Below are 22,764 nucleotides of genomic sequence, written 5' to 3'. Positions count from 1 at the left end.
TCTGCTGGGTTTGAACGTGTTTTTACGAAAAATGAACAATAAACAAGGAGGTAAGATATGCATAATGACATTGTTATTTACGAAAATGATCGGCAACAAATAGAAGTTCGTTTAGATTCGGAACAAGAGACAATTTGGCTAACTCAAGCGCAAATGGCTATATTGCTTGATACCAGTTCTGACAATATTAGTCTTCATCTTAAAAATATTTTTAATGAAGATGAACTAGAGGAATCTTCAACTACCGAGGAATACTCGGTAGTTCGACAAGAAGGCAAAAGAAATGTAGCTCGACGTATAAAGCATTACAATCTGGATGCCATTATTTCGGTTGGTTATCGGGTAAATTCTAAGAAAGGAACCCAATTTCGCATCTGGGCAACACAGCGTTTAAAAGAGCATTTGGTGCAGGGTTACACTATTAATCAGCAGCGTTTTGAGCAAAATGCACAAGAGTTACAACAGGCTATTGCGCTAATTCAGAAAACCGCTAAATCGCCAGACTTAACCGCCGAAGCGGGCAGTGGATTGGTCGATATTGTTAGCATTAACCTTATTGGTGGCAGAATCTAAGCCAGATCAAAAAGAAACGCTGATTCGCTTAATCATGAACATGCTAACTCGAAGTAGTTAAAATCCGTTTACAATTAATCTTAGTTGCGCAATATCGTCCAATCTTTTTTGTCTATCATTGGTTAGTCTATTACTGTGGTTTGGGCGAGTTTAGAGGGTGTGATGTCGACAGAAAATCGTTTTCAGTTTGCGAAAAGTGCCGTCCTTGACGAGGTCATGTTGCTGGAAGCGTCTATGAGCGACTTTTCCTATGGCACTCATGCCCATGAAGAATTTTCGTTTGGGGTGACCTTATCTGGCCGCCAAGATTTCTTCGCGCTGGGAGAGCATCACAAGAGTCATGCGGGCAATGTGATTGTGTTTAATCCAGACGATGCTCACGATGGCCATTCTGGCGCGGACGATCCGTTGCATTACAAAATGCTCTATGTTCATCCTGATCAATTAAGTCCAATGCTTGAGAGTGCTGGCGTTCGTCGAGCACAAGGCTTTCGTATCGAACATCCTGTGCAAAACGATGCTGAGCTTAAAGCGCATATCTTGCGTTTAGCGACCTTAGTCGAGAACGACACGTCATCCGCTCTGGAGTACTCTTCGGCGTTGTTTGAATTTGCCGAATACTTGGCGCGCCAAAAGGGCATTCAGCGCTCTGTTAGTCTAGTTAAGTCCAAACGTCGCACGAAAGACCCAGTATTTGAACGAGTACGCGACTATTTGCATGCTCATGTGGGTGAAGACGTATCTCTGGATGAGTTAAGCCAAGTGGCGCACATGTCGAAGTATCATTTGTTACGTTGCTTTCGTGATTATTTTGGTATGACACCGCATCAATATTGGCAAAATTATCGAATTAATCGCGCCAAAGCCGCGTTGGAATTGGGCATGCCGTTGGCTGACGTGGCGTTTACTTTTGGCTTTACTGATTTGAGTTACTTTAATCGCCGCTTTAAGCCGATGTTTGGCCTTACGCCTTATCAGTTTAGGCGAACGTTGCTTCGCACCTAGCCGCAACGCTCGCTTTAGATCTCACTATTTTCTCCCATTTTATTGTAATCAAATATCCATTTGAGAGGTTCCTATGCTCGCAATACTCATCTATGCCTTTGGTGTCATGTACAGTCCTGGGCCTGCCAATATGCTGGCGCTGTTTGCTGGTGTAAATGGACAGGGCTGGCGGGCTTTTTTGTACTGTGTTGGCGTAGGGTTCGCCATGCTGATTTTGTTTTTACTGATAGGTTATCTTGGTGGTGGGATTATTCCTCAAGAATATCAATCGTTTATTGCCATATTGGGCGGAGTTTATATTGCTTACCTTGGGGTGAAAATCCTGCAGGCGAGTTTTCAACAAAGCGCACTGAAAGCTAAAGATACTCAGGTGAGTTTTAAAACAGGGCTGATATTGCAGCTGTGTAATCCGAAATCGTTAGTGGCCATCGTACCAATTGTGACGGTGCAGTTTCCCCGTTCTCAGATCGAAGGTGGGCAAATCGCACTGTGGTCACTTGGGCTTTCCGCCATGGCCTGTGGCGCGCCGAGTGTGTATTTACTGGCCGGATCTAGTCTCAAAAAAGCCGCGATGAACCCCAAGGTGATGGCGTGGGTAAATCGTATAATGGCACTGTTGTTATTCTATGTGGCGTATCGGTTTATATTTATTCAGTAAGCTGCAAAAAATGAGAGGCTTGCTAAGCAAAAAAGCCAGATCATGTTTGCATGATCTGGCTAAAGACGCTGAGGGTCGTGCTAATTAGTTCATCATTTTCATTACTTGCTCGCGCAGTGCTGGGTCACTGTTTACGGCTTGAGCGATTTGAGTGTAGACATTAACATCCAATCCCGTACTTTCTACTGCTTGGACCATGGTTTGAGCGGCTTCTTGTTGCAGTGCTGCTGCTTGTTCAGGGTCGCTGGTGCCTTCTAGTTTACCGGCATATTCATCGCGAATGGCTTCTAGGTCGGTTTGCACCGCTGCAAACTTCTCAAGATCTGCTTTATTAATATCGGTTGCTGCGGGTGCCGCTTGCGGCGCTTGTGCTTGAGTCGAGTTGGTCTGTCCTTCGTTAGCATACAACACAGAGCTTAACCCTAGAGCAAGTAGGAGTGTTGTTACTTTGGCGATTGTAGACTTCATGACTATCTCCGTTCCGTTTAATAAATGAATCTATCTTATAGCGAGAAGCATGCCAGCTTTTTTATTTTTCATTAACCCTATGAAAATAAAGAATTTTTATCATTTCAGAGTCCGTTTTTAGAGGTTTGCAAAACTTGAACTGTGCGCGAATGTGTGTCATTTTGGCGCATGTGCCTAAATTTGATAAAAGAGACAATGAATGAAAATGCCCGTGACCTTTAGCAGTTTACGATTTGTGTTGGTGTTGCAGGTCGCCTTGCCCGTGTTGTTGCTGTTGGGCATTATTTTGGCGGTCGGGCTGACCTTGGTGGGGCAGTTTGTTGAGGATCGTCTGCAGCGTGATTTAAAACTGGTGGCGAGAACCATTCACCTGCCTGTCTCACAGGCTTTAGAGCGTCAGGATCTTGAGCAGTTACAAAACAGTATGACCTCAGTGTTTGCTATTACCGAGGTGTATGGCGCGTATTTATTTGATGACAAAGGCCAACAACTGAGCAGTTTTGGGGTGGTCAATCCGACCCGTCGACAAGCGGCAGAAGCCTTGGAAATGATGGGCGAAGGGGAGTTTGCTAAATACGAGCGTATTCGAGGGCGTCAGGTGTATTCTTTTTTTATGCCACTGTTTGATGAGGCGGGACAGCCAAGTGGCTTGTTGCAGGTGACTCGTCGGCGTCGAGACATTGAGGATGAGTTATCACAATTGCAGCGTTGGACGTGGGGCGGTTTTATATTGATGTCGGTGCTAATCATGGGGATTCTAATGCTGACTCACCAACGCGCCATTGGCGAACCGTTGAATCGTTTGCTCAGTAGTATACGTCGAGTCAGTGGTGGTGAACGCAAACATCGCACTAATCCACAGGGGCCGCTAGAGGTCAAGCAGCTTGCGACAGGGCTTAATGGTATGTTGGATGCGATCGAGTCTGCTGAAGTCAGTGAAAATGCTCAGCGTCAGGCGCGGGAAGAAATGGCTGAACGCTTGCGCCGTGCAGAAACCATGGCGGCATTGGGGCAATTGTCGGCGGGTGTAGCGCATGAATTAGGCGCGCCGCTTACCGTTGTGGATGGTCGCGCCAGTCGTTTGTTAAGGCGAAGCGAACGTCAACAAGATCATCAAGAATTGAACGACATTCGTCACCAAGTTACCCGTATGACGGCGATTATTGAGCAGTTATTAAATTTTGGGCGCTCTTCCCGGGCTAAAAAAAGACCGTTAGATGTCGGCGCTCTGGTTGCTCGATCGATGGCGTTGATTGAAGGGCACAGTGACAGAATCCGTCTTGTGTCTGGCCCTCAAGCAAGTATTCATGGTGATCCATTAAGTTTGGAACAGGCCTTGGTGAATTTGTTGCGCAATGCTTGTCAGGCTTGTCCAGAAGGCGCTGTAGAAATTCGTTGGCAGCGAGAGTCCGGCCATGTGCTGATTTATGTTGACGATGCTGGGCCAGGTGTTGAAGACGCGATGCGTGGCCAGCTGTTCGAGCCCTTTGTGACCAGCAAAAAGCCCGGTGAGGGCAGTGGTTTGGGGTTGGCCATTGTGCATCGCGTCATGCAAGAGCACGGTGGTGATGTGCAATGCGCTGATAGCCCGTTGGGCGGCGCGCAATTTTGTTTACGCTTTACCTTAGGTGTCGATGCTGACGGAGTTAAACCATGAAAAAGCACAGCAATAAGCCGATATTATTGGTTGAAGATGATCAAGCATTGGCTCAACTGATTCAGGATGAATTAGAGACGCAAGGGTGGTCGTTGGTGGTTCATCATGAATTGGCCAGTGCTGAGCATTGGTTGCAAACGCATCAACCAGCGCTGATTGTCACGGATTTGCGGCTTCCAGACGGCAATGGTATGACGTTGGTGGAGCGTGTGGTGAATGACTTTCCCGACGATAAGCGGCCAGGTCTGATTGTTATTACGGCATTTGGTAGCGTTAAGCAGGCGGTGGAAGCCTTGCAGGCTGGTGCGGATGATTTTTTAACCAAACCACTGGATTTAGAGCATTTCTTGCTCACCATAGAGCGGGTGGTTGAACATCGTCAGCTCAAAGATGAAGTGTTTCGGTTTCGTAAGCTGGGGCGTCATCAAGGTTTTCACGGTATGTTTGGCCAAAGCGTCGCCATGCGCACTTTGGTGGATCAGGTAAAGGTGATTGCCAGAGCACAAGGGGCAGTGTTGATTAATGGGGAAAGCGGCACCGGGAAAGAGTTGGTCGCTAAGGCGCTGCATTTGGAGAGCGAGCGAGCGGCGGGGCCTTTCTTGGCGGTGAACTGTGCTGGTATTCCTCAGGAGTTATTGGAAAGTGAATTCTTTGGGCATGCTGCGGGGGCGTTTACTGGCGCGAATAAGGCGCGTAAAGGCTTGTTGCAACAGGCGGACGGCGGCAGTTTGTTGTTAGATGAAATTGGCGAAATGCCGTTGTCACTGCAAGTCAAATTGTTGCGTGCGTTGCAAGATGGTTCCATACGACCGGTTGGACAGAATACGGAAGAACAGGTCGATGTGCGCATTATTGCGGCGACGCACCGAGATTTAAAACAGAAGGTGAAGGAAGGCAGTTTTCGCGAAGATTTGTTTTATCGATTGGAAACCTTTGCCTTGACGGTGCCACCGCTACGGGCGCGGGATGACGATCTGGAATTGTTGGCACAGCAATTTTTACAGCAATTGGCGATTGCTCAGGGCAAAGTGGTGAAAGGCTTTAGCGTCGAAGCGTTGACTCTGATTCGGCGCTATTCTTTTCCTGGTAATGTCAGAGAGCTTCAAAATGTGGTGGAAAGAGCGTTGGCGTTTTGTGAGGACGATTGGATACAGCCCCGGCATTTACCTGTCCGCCTCACGGAAGCAACGACGCTAGAAGGCGAGCGTCAGCAGTCGAGCAATAGTGTGCAGGATGAGGACTTACTCATCGGCGCGGTATTGCCAACCTTAGACCAGCTACAGCGACGCTATGTGAAAAAAGTGCTAGAAGAAGTCAGTGGTAACAAACGCAGAGCCGCCGCCTTGCTGGGGATTGGTCGGCGAACCTTGTATCGTTGGTTAGAAGAAAAAGACCCCATCGACTAATGGCGCATTGATCTGAAACGCCCATGGCGACGTAACTAAATAAGGGCGAGTAAAGTCAGAGAATGGTATTTGTCGATTGGCGGTTTCGGTAGTATATTGCTGAGACGTTTAACCTAGGTGTGATGTCGTGTTGAGAATGCCGCGTGTTGTTTGGATGATGCTGTGTGTGTTGATGGGAGCTTGGTTGTTGCCATCGCCTTCTATCATGGCTGGCAGTCATGAGTCGATGTCGCATTCGCGTGCGCTCGCGTCTGAGTCGTTGCACGCTGGGCATCATGATGAGCTGGCAAGGCCGGATTCAGACGCTTCAAGCACGCTGGATCTAGAATATTTGGATTGTATCGACCATTGTACGTTGGCGGTTTTGCCATCGTTTGTTGAGGCGTTTTCGACGCTTACGACCTATTGGCCGCTGTTGGCATCACGCCAGCCGTGGCTGCATCATTTCCCAGAATTAGTCACCCCTCCGCCTCGAACACCCACGTTTATTGTGAGCTAAATCGCGCATTTTAAGGCGCTTAATGATCACCGTTCGTACGAATTTATTCGCTCTTTGGATAGATTTTAGCGATGGGAAAACACTCAATAACGTGAGATAAAATAATGATACTGATTAAAAAATACCTTGTTGCCGCTGTGCTAATCAGCAGTGTGGCCTTGTCTGCTTGTAGCACTGCAACCGATCCTACCGATCCTCATGAGGGTCATCATGCTATGCCTTCTCCAGCAAGCCGTGATGCATCGTTATTTACCCAAGCCAATCAGCAAATGATGATGGACATGCATGCCACGGAATTAACGGGAGATGTGGATTATGATTTTGTGATGGGCATGATTCCGCATCATCAAGGCGCTATTGATATGGCGGCACAATTATTAGAGTCGGATAAGGTTGCTGATGTGTTACGTCCTCTGGCAGAGGATATTATTGCTGCGCAATTAAATGAAATTTCCTTTATGAAGGCGTGGTTGGCGAGCTATGGCGCGGCGCGTCCGAGCGATAATGCTGAGCAAATCATCGCGGCGTATAGCGCGATTAATGCGCAAATGATGTCTGACATGAGTCTGGCCACGAGCGGAGATGTGAACCGTGACTTCGTCAACGGGATGATTCCGCATCATGAAGCCGCGGTTGCCATGGCAAAAGTGCTATTGCAATTTAGCCATGATCCAGCGTTGATAAAAATGGCCAACGCGGTGATTCGCGAACAGGCTCGTGAGATTGAGTTGATGCAGCAATACTAAGCACTTTCTTCACAATAAACCCTCCCGATAGCGTGATCGGGAGGGTTTTTCTTTGTTATTTCTTTTCTGATTATTAGGTCTTTGGTAACAGACCTGTTGCTAAATCTCGGTATAATATTGGCCTATTACTTCCCAGGCTTGTGTGTTGTGGGAAGCGGGTTGAGTCATTGGAATGAGACAGGTATCGAGTATATCGAGGAAAGAAAATGTTAAGATTTTTTAAAATCAGCAAGGGGTTGATTCAAGAAATTCCCGAAGATGATGAGAACTTTGCCACGCTGCAAAAAGAAGCCAATTGGATTGATGCGGCAGAGCCAGACGATGAGGAACGTTTACAGCTAAAGAACTTGCTGAGAACCGATCTTCCAGAATCCGATGACGTGGAAGAGATTGAAGCCTCTGCCCGTTGTTTCGTCGATCAAGCCGGCATCCATGTTCACTCTTTGTTTCTGAATCAAACCGAAGGCCGTCATAAAACCTCCACCGTTGCCTGTATCCTGCAGCAAGATAGGCTGATCACTATTCGTGAAACCGAATTGGCCGATTTTAGATTATTGCGAATGCGTGTGCGAAGAGGTCAAATCGTGGTGGATTCGCCCGCTCATCTTTTGGTTACTTTACTGGAAAACAAAGTCGAAAATCATGCCGATACTTTAGAAGATTCTCATCGTCAGCTGGAAGAGGTGAGCCACCTTGTGCTTGAAGATGATGAAACAGAGCTGGATACCATCATTGAGAAATTAGCGCGCTTAGAAGACAGTAATGGCAAAATTCGTCTTTGCCTGATGGACACGCAACGTAATATTTCGTTTTTGTTGCGACATTTACCGAATCGACAAGACTATTCAGAAACGCTGCGTGAGGTGATGCGAGACGTTGAAACCCTGATGTCTCATACGACTTTTTTGTTTGATAAAATCAACTTTTTGATGGATTCGACACAGGGCTTTATTAATATTGAGCAGAACAAAATCATCAAGATTTTCTCCATTGCGTCGGTGGTGTTTTTGCCTCCTACATTGGTGGCCAGTATTTATGGGATGAACTTTAGCATCATGCCTGAGCTTGGTTGGGATTTTGGCTACCCTGCGGCGTTAGGTTTGATGGTCTTTTCGGCCTTTGCACCTTATTGGTATTTTAAACATCGTGGTTGGTTGTAACGCGTATTTTCACCGCTTTAATAATGTTGCTGCTTTAAGGTCACAGCGTCATGGCGAATCTGCCATGACGCTGTGACCTGTCTTGTCACTCGACTCTTTCCTTTATTATGACGCCTTTCTGGATCTATTTTTTGCATTTGGTAATTACATATTGAAAATACGGTTGAGAATGACTACCATTTGTCGGATGTGTTTTATTCAGCGGAGAGTCTTGTGGAAAATTCAGTACAGCAGAAAATAATGGCTTTCTTAGAGGTCGGTGGGCCTGTCGTGTGGATCTTGATGGTGTTTTCTGTCGTCGCTTTGACTATCGTGCTTTTAAAACTGTGGCAGTTTTCATCCTTGCGTGCAGAAAGTCTTAAAACGACCAATTTAGCGCTTGATGCGTGGCGCAATGATGGCGCGGAGCGTGCGCTTGAAAAACTAGATGAAAAGCGTCCAATCGATGCCTTGGTGGGCTACACCATGCGCGCCTTGTTGGCCGCGAATACCCGAGCGGACTTGATTCGTGAAGAAGTTGAGCGTCGTGCCATGAATCGGCTCAACCAGCTTCGCTCTTACCTGCGTCCATTGGAAATTATTGCGACCTTGAGTCCATTGTTAGGCTTGTTAGGAACTGTGTTAGGTATGATCACCGCTTTCCAGCAAATGGAAGGCGCGGGTAACCAAGTTGATCCTTCTGTGTTGTCTGGTGGTATTTGGCAGGCGTTGCTGACGACGGCGGTGGGCTTGGCGGTGGCGATCCCCGTGGTGACCTTGCACAGCTGGTTGGAACGCAAAGTAGAGCGTATAGCGCACAATATGAACGATGCCGTGACGCAAGTGTTTACCAGCAAAGAAGCCAAGCATTTGGTTGAAAAGGCCGCTAAAGAGATGTTGCATGCCGCTTAACCTTGCTCAACCGAAACGTAAAAACGCGATCAGTTTAACGCCGCTGATTGATGTGGTGTTTATTTTGCTGTTGTTTTTTATGTTGACGTCCAGCTTCGTGCCTTGGCGCGTCGTTGATACGCCATTGTCTGTTGCTGCTGACACCCAAAAAACACCGCCAGAAGAAAAAAGTCAGCTGATTTTGACGTTGAAAGGCAATAACGACCAAGTTTGGGTAAACGACCAAATCGTACGTTTTTCTGACCAAACGGGCTTTCAAACGCTGGTGGCGGACCATAACGAAGGTGTGTTCATTATCAAAGCAGAAGACGGTGTGTCGCTCCAAACCCTGATGCATCTTGCTGATCGTTTGAAGCTTAATGGCGCAAAAACCGTGTCTATTGCGAACGCCTTTGCTATGCCGGAGACAAAATGAAAATAGGCGAAAAATACGCCGCTAAAGTCGCCAGTAACGATGACAACATGGTGCCATTAATTAATGTGGTGTTTCTGATGTTGGTGTTTTTCATGGTGGCGGGTCAAATTCAAAAAGCGGACCCTGTTGCGGTGATTCTTCCACACTCGATCAACGATCACCGAGCGGCAACCGACCCCAGTATTGAAATCGTTTTAGGCGCAGATGACAGCCTTTATGTCGACGATGAGGTGTTTGCCATCCAGGATATTCAGGCCTATTTAGAGCAACAATTCATGGCGGCACCCAATAAAGAGGCGTTTTGGGTACAAATCAAAGCCGATGGCGCCATTTCGTTAGAAAAATTACGTCCGGTCTTTAATCAAGTGCGATTGGCGGGGTTGACCAAGGTGAGCTTGGCGACACAATTAGAGCGAGGAAAAGAATGATTTCCACGCGTCATTGGGTGATCGCTGGCGGGTTGGCGATTTCACTTCATGCAGCTGCTTTTTATAGCGTATTTTATAATGCTTCTGAGGGTAGCCACTCACCGGGCTCACAAGGTATTGAGTTTGACCTAGGCATGTTGGGCGATCTTGGTGCTGCCGCTCAAACCACGATGGCTCAGGAAGAGGTTGAAGAAGCTGAAGAGGTTATCGAGGAGCCTGTTGAAGAGGTTCAAGAGGCGGTCGAGCCGGAAGTGATTGAAGAGCCAGTTGTTGAACCAGAACCCGTTATTGAACCAGAACCCGTGGTGGAACCTGAGCCTGTGGTTGAGCCAGACATTATCAAAGAGCCGGAGCCTGTTGAGGTTAAGCAAGCATCACCGATTGAGGTTAAAAAGCCTGAGCCAACACCAAAACCAGAACCAAAACCCAAGCCGGTAAAAAAACCAGAGCCTAAGCCTGAGCCCAAAAAGCCAGCACAAGAGGTTGTGAAAGTCGCTCCTAAACAGGTTGCGCCTAAAGCAACGGCCCCGCCTTCTACGGCGAGTCAAAAAGCCACAACAGGGAGTGCCAATGCGGCGAGCAGCGGCGGTAACCCAGGCGCTAAGGCGAGTTATTTTACTCAATTGAAATCGGTCTTGGCGCAGAACAAACGTTACCCAAGAGCCTCACGTCGTCGTAACGAAGAAGGGGTGGTGTCTTTGTCTTTTGTCGCGCACGCGGATGGCTCAGTATCAGAGGTGAAAATCACCGAAAGCTCTGGCCATCGACGTTTGGATAATGCGGTATTGGATATGATTAAGCGTTCCACGCCCTTGCCTAAATTCACCAACGGCATGACAGAAACCGAGTTGCGGATAAACTTACCTGTCTCATTTAAGCTAAGCGATTACCGCTAGCGCTGCAAAGCATAGACAGTCACATAGACCGCGATGAATAAAAAAGCGCCGTCCCTAAGCAATTGGGGCGGCGCTTTTTTGGTATTAGGCGATGAGTGCGGCGTTTCTTATTAAAAAACAGATTATTGGGCAATAAGTATCTGTGGTGTTGGGTTCTTTGGTAGCAGCAACCAGACTTTGCCAAAGTGTTTGAGCTGGCCGGCATGGAAATGCGCTTCTTCACCTATGCCTTGATACCAATCTATGTGTCCAGGCCCTTTGATCGCCCCACCTTTGTCTTGTGCTAACAATAGGCGAAACTCGTGGCCAATCAAGTTGCCATAGGTGTCTAGTTTAGGCACTTGGGCCAGCAGAATCGCGCCAAGGGGGATGACGCTTGGATCAACGGCGGCAGAATACAGTGGCGTCAATGGCACATTTGCCGCCCCAACTGGGTGCTGTGGACCTTCGCTGAAAAACAGGTAGCTGGGGTTGGTTGACAGTATTTCACGCTTGCGTTCTGGGTGCTCTAATAGCCACTGGCGTATGCTTTGCGCAGAAATATCGGCTCGATCAATTTCGCCTCTCTCAATAAGTTCTTTTCCTAGGCTGCGATAAGGGTGGCCATTGACGCCGCCCCAAGAGAGTAATTTACGTTCACCGTCTTCGTATTCAACCACACCAGACCCTTGCACGTGCAAGAAAAAATTGTCGACCAAGTCCGCCGTATAAGCAATTTCTAGCCCTTGTCCAGCCAAGGCGTTTTCAAAATCAATCGCTTCGCGAGAAGGGTATTTTCCTTCTGCATCGCGCAGCGTTGGCTTGCGGTAAAGTGGGTAACGATAGGTGTCATCAGGTTGATGACGAACGGGCAGAATAGGGACATAGTAGCCTGTGATTTGTACATTGCCGCGCTGATCCTGTCCCGCTATTTGATGCGCCACTAACTGAGGTTGCTGGGCGGGATTGTTGAGCCATTGATCAATCTCTTGTGCGACTAATTTTAAGTCCGCGACGCTGGTTTGGGTGTTTTTCAGTAGATAATCTTTTTCCTTGATGCGATTCAAATACGCGATTTGTTGCGCTAAGCCAGACTGAAAGCTTTCATCTGGGTAGGGTAATCCAGGAGGAAGGCTCTCTTTCAGGTATAAGCTGTCACGTTTTAAGGCGGTGACGTCTCGACCGTTGTTTTCGAAATCATTGGAATGATCGATTTCCGTTAAACTGCAACTGGCCAGTAGTGTTGTGAACGACGCCAAACACAGCGGTCGAAGGTAAGAAGAAAGAAAGCGAGAGGGTCGAAAACGCTGAAAAAAAGAAGAAAAAATCATAAGCCCTGTTTCTATAAAAGACATCAAAAAAGTAAAAGCGTGTGCGCTTCATCATGGTGATGTTGACCACAAATAAAGCAAGAGGTTCATCTTGGTGAGTTATCAAAATGAAAGCAATCTTTTGCGTTAAGCTTTACGTTTAGCGGGCTAAAACATTAAATACTCATAAGCTTGCCTTAAACCGATAAAGGTATTTTTGTCGCCGCCTCGGTCTGGATGATGTTGTTGAGCGAGTTTACGATATTGTTGTTTAATGATGGTTTTACTGGGGTTGTGGTGTTCAATTTGCAGGGTTTTAAGGGCGGAATCACGGTCTCCTTCTAAATGGATGCCTTGATAAAAACTGTTCAGTAGGCGAGATACTTCGTCGGCATCGGTTTTTTCATATTCGCCCCAGTCTAGGTAGTAAGCGGCCAGTTTTGCGTCCACACTATCGCTTAGTGTCGTACTGTCAGACTGCGTGATTTGTGTGGTGCTAAGCAGGTGAATACGCATGGCGCTGATGCTGAGAGTGAGGTTTTCTTCTTGCCAAAGACTGCTTTGCAGTTGATATAAGGCATTCATAATCAGAAAATGCTGCCGGAAAAGCTGCAAGTTAGGGTCATCGGCAAGCTGATTGAATTCTGCTAATTGATCCTTCAGCGCTTTGAGAATATCAAATTCACTGATGCCGTTCGGGTGGGCTTTTAAGATCGCGAGAATCGGGCCAACTAAAGGGTTTTTCATATTAAGCTCTTATTGCTTTAGCGTTATTTTGTGTGGATCGGTTTTAACAGTGTATGTGAGGAGAGTAAAAAAGGTCAAAGTGACAGGGAATATTTTTATTGATTGGGGACATTGGTTGAGCGCCATGTTGGTGTTCTGGTTCTAATAGGCAAAAGGCACGTTTATGTTATGGCTAGTGGGTATTTTAATCGTTGTGGCCTTAATTGTTGGTCCAAGCGCTTGGGTAAAATTTACCTTAAAGCGTTATGCGACTGAGCGCTTGGACTTTCCCGGAACAGGAGGGGAATTGGCCCGTCATTTGGTGCAGCGGTTTGAGTTGAATAACGTGAATGTTGAGGCGGCCCAAGAAGGTCAGGATCACTTTGACTTTGTTCAGCATGTCGTTCGACTGAGCCCTAGTGTGCTAAACGGCCGCTCTTTGACCGCCGTTGCGGTGGCCGCCCATGAGGTGGGTCACGCTATTGCGCATGAGAAAAAAGAAACCATTTCCCGCTTGAGCACCCGCTATTTACCCTTGGCGCATTTTGCTCGACGTATAACCGCAGGCCTACTATTGGGCTGGCCTGTCATTACCTTGGTGTTGCAATTGCCCTATGCTGTGCCGCTGCATGCCTTGGTCGTTGGTGTGTCGGGGTTTCTGGCTGTACTGGTGCAACTGGTGATTTTGCCAGAAGAATGGGACGCCAGCTTCAATAAAGCGTTACCCATCCTAGCCGAAGGCAACTATATTCCACAGGAAGACCTGCCCAAAGTGAAAAAAATCCTCACCGCCTGCGCCCTGACCTACGTCGCCGCCGCGCTGATTCGTGTCTTGTTTGTCTGGCGTTGGTTTAAACGTTAGTGGCTTTTTTACCTTGGCTTGATTGGTGCTCAGTGATGAAAAGCGGTCGGTCATCTTAATTTGTCATGATGGAAATATAATACTATCAATAAGATAAGTTTAAGGATGAACGAATATCAACCGCACAGCATAAAGTGATGTTCATGCGTTGTTTAAATGCTACCCAAGGAGGGTATGTTTTTATATATAAAACAAAGGGATTCTGTTCTTTAAGCAAAAAAGATGGCTTGTTTGATAAGAGTCTCATTCAAGCATCTGAGGAGATCCAGAAGGGGCTCGTTGATGCTGATCTCGGTGGGGCTCTCTATAAATGGCGCTAAGAAAACTAGCCCAAATTTTTATTGGTTTTAGCCAAGTTGAATTAGAAAATTTGATAGCCTCGAAAGAGTTAATCAAAGTAGAAGCCTGCCAAGAAGGAGATCGCCATGAGTGATATGACAGCCAAAGGTCTTAATAAAGTTGGCGCGATTGATAAAACCACCATGCGTCAATTTGATGCTTTGTGTTCTGTCACTAGGCGTCAGGATCAAAGCAATGCAAAAGTGGGAGTAAGGCGAAAGTAAAACAAGAAGAGCTGCAATTAAAATGCTTACTCTTGTGGAAAGAAAAGGGGTAGAAACGATAGCCTAGCTTTATGAATTCAAGGGTGACTGACATGAAGTTTGTCTCTCATTTTTCTGTAAAAGTGAGGCGCAAGGATATTTGTCTCTCACTTGTGTGCATCAAATCCATTAGTCTCTCATTTTTGCTAATAAATGAGAGACTAAGTATTATATGATTGATTAAAGTTTGATCGCCCATTAGGCTTAGGTGGACTGGAAAAACCATGAATTTATATAAGTTTCAAACGGTCAGTACTAGATCCCTTGATGCATTGTTAAAGCATAGTTTGTATTTCGCAGAAACTAAGAAATTGAATGATGCGACTGAAGGGATGTTTAACCTACTAGATATGTATGATAAAGATCAGTATTTGCCCGACTTTACTGACTTAGATGGGGTTGGGGTGCTTGCTATGGCTAAAGGTGAGCCTAATGAAGTAGAGCAATCTCCTTTTATGTGGGCTCATTATGGTAACGAACTAAAAGGTTTTTGTTTGGCTTTTAATTTTGAAGAGTTTGTTAATAGTATTGAGAAGGACGTTTATTTAAATCAAGATGTTCAGTACTGTGATGGCAGAATCTTTCCAAGTTTGATTAATTCAAACAGCGGGTTAGAAGAAGGTAAGCGCCCTTAAATCTGCATTCTTGCTGACCTTCTCGTAATATCAGAACCTAACACCTGTTTACTTTAACCATGAACAGGTGTCTTTATGAATACTTTTTCGGATCCTCAATCCCGTGCTGACTTTTGGCGGGCGCAAGTCACAGCTGCTGAGGCAGCGGCCATGTCCAGTGCTCGGTTCTGCAAAGAAAACGATCTCAATTATTCTCAATTCATGTATTGGCGGCAGAAATGTCAGACACCATCAGCCCCAATATCGGAGGACAAGTCGTCCAGTTTTATCAAAGTGGAACCTTCATTGGGCCAGTTAGGGTCAGGCTTGTCGGTGTCTTTGCCAAATGGCATGCAAATCCACGGTATTGATTCGACCAATGTGACCTTGGTTCGTCAGTTGTTGGAGTGGGCGTTATGACACGTTATTTTCGCCCGTCGGTCGACATGCCTAAGATCTATCTTTATCGTCAGCCAGTGGATTTTCGTAAAGCCGCTGTGGGGCTGGCAGCGATTGTGGAGCAGGAGTTGGCGCAGAATCCTTTTGATGGTGCTTTGTATGCGTTTACCAATCGGCACCGGAACAAAATTAAATGTTTATTTTGGGAGGACAATGGTTTTGTGCTGTATTACAAAACCCTTGCCGAGGACAAGTTTCGTTGGCCCAAAAAGGGTGACGAGGTGATCTCTCTTACTGGACAACAGATTAATTGGCTGCTGGATGGCTATGATATAACGGCGATGAAAGGCCATAAAAAATTGCATTATGAGTCTGTTTTTTAACGCGTTTTAGGGGCTGTTATGATAAAATAACGTACATGAAAACAGCCCCTAATACGCACAACATCTCGGTCAATTATGCGACTCTGTCACAGGCGGAGTTGTTGTCGTTGCTGGTCAAAAAAGACCAAGATCTCGTGCAAAAAGATCAGGTGTTAGCGCAAAGAGATCAGGTACTAGAGCTGAAAAATCAGCTCCTTGATGATCACCATCAGGTTATTCAGCATCAAAAAGCCTTGCTGGATGAAAGAGACCGTAAAATTGCACAGTTAGAGGAGCTCCTGCGCTTAGCCAAGGCTCAGAAGTTTGCGGCAAGCAGTGAAAAGTCCGTCTATCAAATCGATCTGTTTGATGAGGTGGAATTGGAAGCGGCCATTGCGGCTCTGATCGAACAACTGCCCGAAGACGTGCTTCCAGAAGCGGTTCGATCTCGTAAACGCCAACGTGGCTTCTCTGACAAACTGACTCGCGTACGGGTGGAACTGCGTTTGTCAGAAGAAGAAAAAGCCGGTGCCACGTCTACCTTTTTCAGCAAGGTCAAAGAAGAACTGGACATCATACCCGCCCAGGTTCGAGTGTTAGAGTACTGGCAGGAAAAAGCCGTCTTTAAAACACAAGAGGACCAAGCAGACCACATCGTTGTCGCCAAACGTCCTCTTCACCCACTCGGTAAATGTGCCATTAGCATCAGCGCGCTGGCTTACATCATCGCTGGAAAATATGCGGATGGCCTGCCCTTGTATCGCTTGGAAAAACAGATCGAACGTTACGGAGGGCATTATGACCGCACCAGCATGGCCCACCACGTCATCCTGCTGACTGACAGAGTCCAGTCCCTACTGAATCTTGCTTGGGAAACCCAATTGGAAGCGGGGTACCTACAGGGTGACGAAACCCGTATCCAAGTGCTCAAAGAAGACGGCAAAACCGCCCAATCGGATAAATGGATGTGGGTGATACGCGGCGGACCGCCAGACAAACCTATCGTGCGTTTTGAATACAACCCTTCCCGAAATGGGGAGGTACCCGTGCAGCTGCTCGATGGGTTTAAAGGTGTCCTGCAAGCCGATGGCTATGGCGGCTACAATGCCGTGTGCCAGAAATACAACCTAACTCGCATTGGTTGCTGGGATCACGTGCGCCGTAAATTTATTGAGGCCAGCAAAGGCGCTGACACCAAAAAGAAAAACAAAAACTCACCCCCTACCAAAGCCGAGGTGGCATTAAGCCATATCCGTAAACTCTACAGGATTGAAACACAGATAAAAGACCTGAGCGACGCTGAGAAACATCGCGTGCGCCAAGAGCAAAGCCTTCCGGCCCTCAACACCTTTAAAGAATGGCTCGGCAATAATGTCGATAAAACCCCAAAAGACCAGCTGACCTACAAGGCCATCCGCTACGCCCTCAACCAATGGGAGACACTCACGGGATACTGCGAGGATGGGCAATTGCACATCAGCAATGTCTTGGCTGAGAACGCCATCCGCCCCTTCGCAATTGGACGTAAGAATTGGTTATTCGCCGACACCTCACAAGGGGCCAAAGCCAGCGCGGCTTGGTACAGTCTTGTCGAAACCGCCAAAGCCAACGGCCTAGAGCCTCATGCGTATATTTTGCATATCCTGCAGCACATCGCTAGCGCCGACACCGTTGAAAAATTAGAAGCCTTATTGCCTTGGCGTGTTAAAGCGGCGCTGTAAAGGCACACGCCCATCAAGCAAACGGACACAACAGCAAAAAGCACGGGATAAAAAAGAAACGGGTAGGCGTAAAATAAAAAAGTAAAATAAAAAAATAGAAATCGTAAAAGCAAAGAAGAGAAATCAAAGAAAGGCTTTACCGCCGCATCCCTGCAGCCACTGAATCTTCCTGAAAAGAGACAGAGCCTCCCTCCTGGAGGCGTAGGCAAATCCGTTCGCCCTCTGTCTATATTTACCCTAGCCTTTTTTGACACCTGATGCAACCTCACGTATCAATTTACATTATCGATGGATGATCACTACAAGGTCATTTACAACAACACAAAACAAATTAAACGACAAGAATGCTGATTTAAGGGCGCTTACAGAAGAAGTCCCTGGAACTGACTTCAAGACCTCTAATAAAAAGATGATATGCAGTTTTTGTTTTTTTCAAAAGCCTAAAGAGTTTTTGAATGAAAGAGAGTATCGATTTTTATCAGAGAAGCCTGGTCTTAAACACTATCGTATTGAATCTCTCTCAAAAGTGATTATAGGAGAGCGAATGGATAAAAGTGATAAGGCTGTATTGTTAAATACTTTAGAAGGTTTAGGTCTTTTGAATAAAGTTGAGTATGCAATTACCAAAAAGAATAGTTTCAAAATACATATTGAAAAAAGAGAAGAATAAAAACCGCTTCCATCTCTGAAAGCGGCTTTCCATTCAACCCCAACCAATCCTATTAAATAGAATTACGCATCAATACGTTTGTATTTGATACGTGTTGGTGTCGCATCGTTACCCGTGCGTTTTTTGTGGTCGATTTCGTATTCTGCGTAGTTACCTTCGAAGAAGACGGCTTTAGAATCGCCTTCGTACGCTAGGATGTGTGTGGCGATACGGTCTAGGAACCAACGGTCATGGGAAATCACGATCGCGGAACCTGGGAAGGCGAGTAGTGCGTCTTCCAGTGCGCGTAAGGTTTCAACGTCTAGGTCGTTGGTTGGCTCATCCAGTAGCAATACGTTGCCGCCTTCTTTCAGCAATTTTGCTAGGTGCAAGCGGTTACGCTCACCACCAGATAAATGCTTAACCAATTTTTGTTGATCCGAGCCTTTGAAGTTAAAACGACCGATGTAAGCACGAGACGGTACTTTGTAGTTGTGTACCGTGATCATGTCTTGGCCGTCGGCGATTTCTTCGAAAACCGTTTTATCGCCGTCTAGTTCACGCATTTGGTCAACGTAAGCCAGCTGCACGGTTTCACCTAAGGTGACGGTACCGGTATCTGGTTGCTCTATGCCAGCGATCATTTTAAACAGGGTCGATTTACCGGCGCCGTTACCACCCACCACACCAACGATCGCGCCTTGTGGCACCACCATGTTGAAGTCTTCTAGTAGCATTTTGTGTTCGAAACTTTTGCTGACGCCTTCGATTTCGATGACTTTAGAGCCAAGGCGAAGTCCTGGCGGAATGTACAGCTCGTTGGTTTCGTTACGGTCTTGGAACTCTTTCGAGCTCATTTCTTCGAAGCGAGCCAAACGTGATTTAGATTTGGACTGACGACCTTTGGCGTTTTGGCGAACCCACTCCAATTCCGATTTAATGGCTTTTTGGTGAGACGCTTGTTGTTTCGCTTCGGTTTGTAGGCGCGCGTCTTTTTGCTCTAACCAAGACGAGTAGTTGCCTTCGTATGGAATACCGTGACCGCGGTCAAGCTCTAGAATCCAGCCCGCCGCGTTGTCTAAGAAGTAACGGTCATGGGTGATTGCCACGACAGTGCCGGGGTAATCTTTTAGGAAGCGCTCTAGCCAAGCAACGGATTCTGCGTCCAAATGGTTGGTTGGCTCGTCGAGCAGTATCATGTCTGGTTTGTCTAGCAACAAACGACACAGCGCCACACGGCGACGTTCACCACCAGAAAGGTGTTCTACGCTCGCCTCCCAAGGTGGAAGGCGAAGCGCATCCGCTGCCACTTCCAATGCGCGCTCTAAGTTGTGGCCTTCTTTCGCTTCGATCAAGGCTTCCAGTTGGCCTTGCTCTTTTGCTAGGGCATCAAAGTCGGCATCTGGCTCTGCGTATTCTGCGTAAACCGCATCCAAACGCGCCATCGCTTCGATAACGTCAGAGAAAGCTTCTTCAACGATACCGCGCACGTTTTTCTCTGGATCAAGATGAGGTTCTTGCTCCAAGTAGCCGATTTTAATGCCCGGCATGGGACGCGCTTCACCGTTATGCTCGGTATCAACACCGGCCATGATGCGTAAAAGCGTCGATTTACCAGAACCGTTAAGACCCAATACACCGATTTTAGCGCCAGGGAAAAATGAAAGGGAAATGTCTTTAAGAATTTCGCGTTTAGGCGGAACAACTTTCCCAACGCGGTTCATGCTGTATACAAACTGAGCCATAAAGAATCAACTTATCCTATGATTGAAGATCCATGCACTATTAATGTCGTGCATGAATTTCGTTAAAACGCTCCAGAGGGTTGCCAAAAAAGTCTAGCAAGTCGATGGAGAGCCAAATGCAATTAGTGGGACTAAGGATAGCACAATCAAGGCTATTTCAGAATAATCAAAGCGGCACCCGCCACAACGAAAACAGCCCCTAGCCAAGCACCTAATGCGGGGCGTTGACCGGTTGTGATCCATAATCCGGGCAAAATAAGCACGGGAACAACCGCCGACAGGGTGGTAACGATACCCACGTTAGCGTTGCCAACGCCCCAAACCAAGACGCTCATGCCGATGACCATACCAATGGTGGCGAGGGTCACGATGCCGATAAAATCAAAGCGCGTTAGCTGGTCAAAGGGAATCGCGTCAGCGGGTTGTTTGTGTCGATAAAACAAGCCATAAGCCAGCACAAGCGCCACCGCGCCGGTGCCCACCCGCAATGTTGAAACCGCAATAGGGTCAGCGCCATCAAGCAATGCGGGTTTGCTCAGTAGCGCACCACTGGCTTGGCCAAGCGCCGCGCCGAGTGCGAGCAAAATACCCACGCTCAGCTTGCCCTTGGTTTGCTCCCAAGCATGCAAGCTGTTTCTGCGACCAAATAAAATAGCAATCACCACGCCGCTCAATACCAAACCACAGGCGAATAATTGGTGAAAAGACAGGTTTTCCCCTAAAAATAACCAGCCTAACAAAATCGACATGGGCGCATTGGTGGCAAATAATACCCCAGTGCGTCGTGGGCCAAGGCGATGCACCGCGGTAAACAGCATGGTGTCGCCAATAAAAATCCCCAATAACCCAGACAAGATGACAATGTCCGCGTGTTGCCACAAGGTTGCATTAAAGCGCTGCGTGGCGAGGCAAATTAGCAATAGAATGGAACTGGCAATCACAATGCGAAAAGTATTAAAACGCATGGTGCCAAAACGCTGGATCAGCCCCGGCGCCATTAAGCTCGAAATGGTCCAACATAAGGCGGCAACCAAGCCAGATAATTCTGCGAACGGCATATAAATCCTTATAAACTCACCTAGTCTTCGACGTAGTAGAATGACAGCAGCGCACACCGTCGCTCGGTAGCTATATTATGGCTGGGTTGGTATGATTTCACCCATCACACGATGGCCTAATTTTCAGGCATTCTTACACCAAATCAGTCATATTGGAAGCGCCATGCGATGCCCTTTTTGTGGAACTCAAGATACAAAAGTAGTGGACTCTCGGTTAGTCTCTGAAGGCGCACAAGTTCGTCGTCGCCGTACCTGTATTCAGTGTCAAGAGCGCTTCACCACCTTTGAAGTGGCGGAGCTGCAAATGCCGAAGCTAATCAAAAGCGACGGCAGCCGAGAGGCGTTCGATGAAGACAAATTACGCAATGGCATTATTAAAGCCATTGAAAAACGCCCCGTTAGCATTGAAGCCGTTGAAACCGCGATCACTCGAATCAAGGAAAAAATGCAAGCCACAGGCGAGCGCGAATTGCCGTCCCGTTGGACTGGCGAAGCGGTGATGGAAGAGTTACAACGTCTCGATCAAGTGGCGTATGTCCGTTTTGCTTCCGTTTATCGAAGCTTTAAAGACATCAGCGAATTCCGCGAGGCGATAGACCGCCTAGAAAGCCACAGCCTCTCTGGCATAGAACCGAACAACGCCGCCCCAGAATCGAACAACGCCGCCCCAGAATCGAAAGAAGAAGATAAAGCATGACTTATAACCACGAATACTGGATGGCAAAAGCCATTCAACTAGCGAAAAAAGGCCGTTACACCACACATCCTAACCCGCGAGTGGGTTGTGTATTGGTCAAAGATCAGCAAATGATCGGCCAAGGCTTTCATGTTAAAACCGGAGCAGGCCACGCCGAAGTCAATGCTTTGGCGGATGCCAAACAAGACGCCATTGGCGCCACCGCCTACGTTACTTTAGAGCCTTGCAGCCACCAAGGTAAAACGCCACCTTGTGCAGATGCCTTGATTAAAGCCGGCGTTGCGCGCGTTGTTTACGGTATGCAAGATCCAAATCCTGAAGTGTCAGGTAATGGTTTGGTAAAAATCAAAAAAGCCGGCATTGAAATCATCGGTCCTGTGTTGGAATCTGATTGCGAAGCGCTGAATCCTGGTTTTATCAAACGCATGCGTGAAGGTCTTCCTTATGTGCGAGTGAAACTTGCCATGAGCATGGATGGCCGCACGGCAATGGAGTCTGGCGAAAGCCAATGGATTACTGATTCTGCGGCGCGTCTTGATGTGCAACGTTTACGTGCGCAAAGCGACGCCATTGTCACAGGTATTGGCTCGGTGCTGGCAGACAACCCAAGCATGACAGTTCGTATAGATAACAATGACCAAGAAGCCGATCCGAAAAGTGTGCGTCAGCCGATTCGAGTGGTAATGGACACAGCTTTGTCAATTCTTCCAGAAGCAAAAATTCTTTATCCAGCAAATCAAGCTTGGGTATTTTCAGTAGAAGAAGAGGTCGAAGCAGAACATTTAGAAGTGCTAACTAAAAAAGGCGTAACTGTACGTTTTGCACCACGTGGCGAAGATGGTCGACTCGACTTGCTGGATGCGATGGAACAACTTGCTGATGCAGGCATTAACGAAATTTTATTAGAAGCTGGCGCAGAATTGGCTGGTGGTTTTTTAGAAGCGGGTCTGATCGACGAAATAGTGGTTTACATGGCACCGAAACTATTGGGTTCCAGCGCACGTCCGTTATTTAAATTGCCTTTAGAGGCGATGGACGAAGCAGTAGAGCTGACGCTTAAATCGGTACGCCAAGTTGGGCAAGATGTGCGCTTGGTCTATATACCAAAATACCTTGATGAAGATTTTGAAGGCGATTTTGACGAATAGCCAAAAGCTGAGTCATTGCTTTCTCAGGCTTTTTTTTGAAAATCCCTGGAAATTGTTTTTTCTTGCTGATATTTCGCCAACTTTGCCGAG

The 22,764-nt window shown here is 47.1% G+C and carries 26 protein-coding genes and 1 pseudogene; 22 read left to right on the top strand and 5 right to left on the bottom strand.

Annotation, left to right across the window (positions count from 1 at the left end):
• The first annotated feature begins 57 nt into the window (after positions 1-57).
• From J8N69_RS06520 to J8N69_RS06510, 3 genes are all read left to right on the top strand, one after another.
• On the top strand, positions 58-573 hold the full coding sequence (locus tag J8N69_RS06520) for a virulence RhuM family protein (protein WP_168826362.1): 516 nt from the start codon (positions 58-60) through the stop codon (positions 571-573).
• Between the two features lie 162 nt (positions 574-735).
• The gene (locus J8N69_RS06515) at positions 736-1,578 is read left to right on the top strand and encodes an AraC family transcriptional regulator (RefSeq protein WP_168826360.1); all 843 of its coding nucleotides are present in this window, start codon (positions 736-738) and stop codon (positions 1,576-1,578) included.
• Positions 1,579-1,651: 73 nt separating this feature from the next.
• Positions 1,652-2,236, top strand: coding sequence for a LysE family translocator (locus J8N69_RS06510; protein WP_168826358.1), 585 nt, complete (start codon positions 1,652-1,654; stop codon positions 2,234-2,236).
• A gap of 84 nt (positions 2,237-2,320) precedes the next feature.
• Here the strand turns inward: J8N69_RS06510 and J8N69_RS06505 are convergent, their stop codons facing one another.
• Positions 2,321-2,704, bottom strand: a complete 384-nt coding sequence (locus tag J8N69_RS06505) for a DUF4168 domain-containing protein (protein WP_168826356.1) — start codon at positions 2,702-2,704, stop codon at positions 2,321-2,323.
• Between the two features lie 199 nt (positions 2,705-2,903).
• On the opposite strand from J8N69_RS06505, the gene J8N69_RS06500 reads away from it, so the two are divergent.
• From J8N69_RS06500 to J8N69_RS06460, 9 genes are all read left to right on the top strand, one after another.
• Positions 2,904-4,361 (top strand): sensor histidine kinase, encoded by a 1,458-nt coding sequence (locus tag J8N69_RS06500; protein WP_168826354.1) that lies wholly within the window; start codon positions 2,904-2,906, stop codon positions 4,359-4,361.
• On the top strand, positions 4,358-5,767 hold the full coding sequence (locus tag J8N69_RS06495) for a sigma-54-dependent transcriptional regulator (protein ID WP_168826352.1): 1,410 nt from the start codon (positions 4,358-4,360) through the stop codon (positions 5,765-5,767). Before J8N69_RS06500 ends, J8N69_RS06495 begins: the two co-directional genes overlap by 4 nt.
• A gap of 127 nt (positions 5,768-5,894) precedes the next feature.
• A complete protein-coding gene (locus tag J8N69_RS06490) occupies positions 5,895-6,266 on the top strand; it encodes a hypothetical protein (RefSeq protein WP_168826350.1) in 372 nt (123 codons plus the stop codon).
• Between the two features lie 104 nt (positions 6,267-6,370).
• Positions 6,371-7,012 carry a DUF305 domain-containing protein gene (locus tag J8N69_RS06485; RefSeq protein WP_168826348.1) on the top strand — a complete coding sequence of 214 codons (642 nt, stop codon included), beginning with the start codon at positions 6,371-6,373 and terminating at the stop codon, positions 7,010-7,012.
• A gap of 206 nt (positions 7,013-7,218) precedes the next feature.
• Positions 7,219-8,172, top strand: coding sequence for a magnesium/cobalt transporter CorA (gene corA / locus J8N69_RS06480; protein ID WP_168826347.1), 954 nt, complete (start codon positions 7,219-7,221; stop codon positions 8,170-8,172).
• A gap of 213 nt (positions 8,173-8,385) precedes the next feature.
• Entirely contained in the window at positions 8,386-9,063 is a 678-nt protein-coding gene (locus tag J8N69_RS06475) for a MotA/TolQ/ExbB proton channel family protein (protein ID WP_227803999.1), read from the top strand.
• On the top strand, positions 9,053-9,478 hold the full coding sequence (locus J8N69_RS06470; protein WP_168826345.1) for an ExbD/TolR family protein: 426 nt from the start codon (positions 9,053-9,055) through the stop codon (positions 9,476-9,478). The genes J8N69_RS06475 and J8N69_RS06470 overlap by 11 nt, the downstream gene beginning before the upstream one ends.
• Positions 9,475-9,906 carry an ExbD/TolR family protein gene (locus J8N69_RS06465; RefSeq protein WP_168826343.1) on the top strand — a complete coding sequence of 144 codons (432 nt, stop codon included), beginning with the start codon at positions 9,475-9,477 and terminating at the stop codon, positions 9,904-9,906. The genes J8N69_RS06470 and J8N69_RS06465 overlap by 4 nt, the downstream gene beginning before the upstream one ends.
• The gene (locus J8N69_RS06460; RefSeq protein ID WP_168826341.1) at positions 9,903-10,802 is read left to right on the top strand and encodes an energy transducer TonB; all 900 of its coding nucleotides are present in this window, start codon (positions 9,903-9,905) and stop codon (positions 10,800-10,802) included. Before J8N69_RS06465 ends, J8N69_RS06460 begins: the two co-directional genes overlap by 4 nt.
• Before the next feature lie 122 nt (positions 10,803-10,924).
• Here the strand turns inward: J8N69_RS06460 and mltA are convergent, their stop codons facing one another.
• Both mltA and J8N69_RS06450 read right to left on the bottom strand, forming a co-directional pair.
• On the bottom strand, positions 10,925-12,112 hold the full coding sequence (gene mltA / locus J8N69_RS06455) for a murein transglycosylase A (protein ID WP_168826339.1): 1,188 nt from the start codon (positions 12,110-12,112) through the stop codon (positions 10,925-10,927).
• Between the two features lie 147 nt (positions 12,113-12,259).
• A complete protein-coding gene (locus J8N69_RS06450) occupies positions 12,260-12,838 on the bottom strand; it encodes a DNA-J related domain-containing protein (RefSeq protein ID WP_168826337.1) in 579 nt (192 codons plus the stop codon).
• Between the two features lie 163 nt (positions 12,839-13,001).
• On the opposite strand from J8N69_RS06450, the gene J8N69_RS06445 reads away from it, so the two are divergent.
• The 8 genes and pseudogenes from J8N69_RS06445 to J8N69_RS06410 all read left to right on the top strand — a co-directional run bounded on the left by J8N69_RS06445 (position 13,002) and on the right by J8N69_RS06410 (position 18,047).
• Positions 13,002-13,679 (top strand): zinc metallopeptidase, encoded by a 678-nt coding sequence (locus tag J8N69_RS06445; protein ID WP_168826335.1) that lies wholly within the window; start codon positions 13,002-13,004, stop codon positions 13,677-13,679.
• Between the two features lie 137 nt (positions 13,680-13,816).
• Positions 13,817-13,999: a type II toxin-antitoxin system RelE/ParE family toxin gene (locus J8N69_RS17170; protein ID WP_408631801.1), complete on the top strand. Its 183-nt coding sequence runs from the start codon at positions 13,817-13,819 to the stop codon at positions 13,997-13,999.
• 105 nt (positions 14,000-14,104) lie between these two features.
• Complete coding sequence (locus J8N69_RS06435; protein ID WP_211085116.1) at positions 14,105-14,242, top strand: hypothetical protein; 138 nt, start codon at positions 14,105-14,107, stop codon at positions 14,240-14,242.
• A gap of 263 nt (positions 14,243-14,505) precedes the next feature.
• Positions 14,506-14,916, top strand: coding sequence for a DUF2971 domain-containing protein (locus tag J8N69_RS06430; protein ID WP_168826331.1), 411 nt, complete (start codon positions 14,506-14,508; stop codon positions 14,914-14,916).
• A 75-nt stretch (positions 14,917-14,991) separates the two neighbouring features.
• A complete protein-coding gene (gene tnpA, locus J8N69_RS06425) occupies positions 14,992-15,315 on the top strand; it encodes an IS66 family insertion sequence element accessory protein TnpA (RefSeq protein WP_168827677.1) in 324 nt (107 codons plus the stop codon).
• Positions 15,312-15,677 carry an IS66 family insertion sequence element accessory protein TnpB gene (gene tnpB, locus J8N69_RS06420; RefSeq protein WP_168827675.1) on the top strand — a complete coding sequence of 122 codons (366 nt, stop codon included), beginning with the start codon at positions 15,312-15,314 and terminating at the stop codon, positions 15,675-15,677. Before tnpA ends, tnpB begins: the two co-directional genes overlap by 4 nt.
• Positions 15,678-15,895: 218 nt before the next feature.
• Positions 15,896-17,377 (top strand): annotated as a pseudogene (tnpC, locus tag J8N69_RS06415) (IS66 family transposase); the annotation flags it as partial.
• A 247-nt stretch (positions 17,378-17,624) separates the two neighbouring features.
• Positions 17,625-18,047, top strand: coding sequence for a hypothetical protein (locus J8N69_RS06410; RefSeq protein WP_227803998.1), 423 nt, complete (start codon positions 17,625-17,627; stop codon positions 18,045-18,047).
• Between the two features lie 62 nt (positions 18,048-18,109).
• On the opposite strand, the gene ettA is transcribed toward J8N69_RS06410, so the two are convergent.
• Both ettA and J8N69_RS06400 read right to left on the bottom strand, forming a co-directional pair.
• Positions 18,110-19,771 carry an energy-dependent translational throttle protein EttA gene (ettA, locus tag J8N69_RS06405; protein WP_168824989.1) on the bottom strand — a complete coding sequence of 554 codons (1,662 nt, stop codon included), beginning with the start codon at positions 19,769-19,771 and terminating at the stop codon, positions 18,110-18,112.
• A gap of 152 nt (positions 19,772-19,923) precedes the next feature.
• Positions 19,924-20,829, bottom strand: a complete 906-nt coding sequence (locus J8N69_RS06400) for a DMT family transporter (protein ID WP_168824987.1) — start codon at positions 20,827-20,829, stop codon at positions 19,924-19,926.
• 163 nt (positions 20,830-20,992) lie between these two features.
• On the opposite strand from J8N69_RS06400, the gene nrdR reads away from it, so the two are divergent.
• Positions 20,993-21,526: a transcriptional regulator NrdR gene (nrdR, locus tag J8N69_RS06395; protein WP_168824985.1), complete on the top strand. Its 534-nt coding sequence runs from the start codon at positions 20,993-20,995 to the stop codon at positions 21,524-21,526.
• On the top strand, positions 21,523-22,674 hold the full coding sequence (gene ribD / locus J8N69_RS06390) for a bifunctional diaminohydroxyphosphoribosylaminopyrimidine deaminase/5-amino-6-(5-phosphoribosylamino)uracil reductase RibD (RefSeq protein WP_168824983.1): 1,152 nt from the start codon (positions 21,523-21,525) through the stop codon (positions 22,672-22,674). The genes nrdR and ribD overlap by 4 nt, the downstream gene beginning before the upstream one ends.
• Positions 22,675-22,764 lie beyond the last annotated feature (90 nt).

This window comes from Marinomonas profundi, from assembly GCF_020694005.1.
In the GTDB taxonomy this organism is placed as follows: domain Bacteria; phylum Pseudomonadota; class Gammaproteobacteria; order Pseudomonadales; family Marinomonadaceae; genus Marinomonas; species Marinomonas profundi.
The sequence above is the reverse complement of the archived record's forward strand: the minus strand, read 5'-3'. Positions and strand labels throughout refer to the sequence as shown.